Source organism: Clostridium sp. SHJSY1 (genome assembly GCF_031626875.1).
In the GTDB taxonomy this organism is placed as follows: domain Bacteria; phylum Bacillota; class Clostridia; order Clostridiales; family Clostridiaceae; genus Clostridium.
This window is the reverse complement of record NZ_JANDMF010000123.1, coordinates 1-1075: the sequence shown is the minus strand read 5'-3', so window position 1 is coordinate 1075 and position 1075 is coordinate 1. Positions and strand designations below refer to the sequence as shown.

The window sequence follows — 1075 nt, the reverse complement described above, 5'->3', positions numbered from 1 at the left end:
TTATAATATACTTTAAGCAATTTTCATGGTTTTTAAAACATTTTCAATAGGAATATTATTTTTAGCGCATTCATAAATCCACTTAATATGATCTTTTTTAACATTATTTCTGGAAATTGCAATGCCTCTACTAAATGAATTTTTAGCATTTTCTTGAATTGTACAGAAAATATAAGTTAAAGATATTAAAACTAACATTCTATCAATAGATTGAGTGGATCTTACTTGATAGGAATTCAATCCCAGGTTGTTCTTTGTTTGCTTAAAGAATATTTCTATTGGCCAACGCTTGCTATAATATTCAAGGATTGTTTTAGTACTAAGGTCAATATCAGTACATAAGAAAGCGTGTAATGAACCAGCTTTCTTAAATGCATTTTCAGGCCAGCAAAATAAGACTACTGCGTTATCGATCCCATTAAGGTTTCCTTCATAACGATAAACCCAATATTTAGAATTGTTTACTGTAACGATGCAAACATCATTCTTTTCAATATATTGAGCGAAATCCTTAACTTGAATATTAATTCCTTTTGGATATATAACTCTGTTAGTTTTTAGTGCGCCAATAAGATGATAACCTTTTTTGAAATGGGCATTTATGACATCCTTAGTAGTAAACCATGAATCACAAAGACCGTAGGCTTTGCCTTTAGGCGAAGGAAGTTCAGTTACTATGTCGCAAACCATTTTTATTTTGCTTTTTTCACCTTTTCTATAACGCTCAATAAAAAATGGTAAAACTTTTTTCCCATTGGAGAGCATCGTAGTAAGTAGTTGATGTCCATATACTTGCTTTTTCTTTAAGTGAGATCTATGAAAACTTGCTTCCTGAATTGTATTTTCAGCCTTTGACGAGGGCTTAGTCTTTTCAGAAATAGTATCATCATAAATTGCAAACAAAGGAGTATCAGAAGATGAATTTTCAATAATTATTCTTACAACAAACTTTTTTATGCCTCTCCATGCATAATTAATATTCCAAACGCCTTGACTTAAAAATTTACCAAAGGTAGTTCTATGACAATCGGCAAAGCTTAACAGGACGATATCAGTTACGGTTCCTTTATAGCCC

Annotated in this window: 1 protein-coding gene; it reads right to left on the bottom strand. The window is 31.2% G+C overall.

Going from position 1 to position 1075, the window contains the following annotated elements; genetic code table 11:
- Positions 1-12 precede the first annotated feature (12 nt).
- Positions 13-1075, bottom strand: a 1063-nt coding sequence (locus NNC19_RS23425; RefSeq protein WP_310941100.1) for a transposase, incomplete at its 5' end; no start/stop codon positions are given.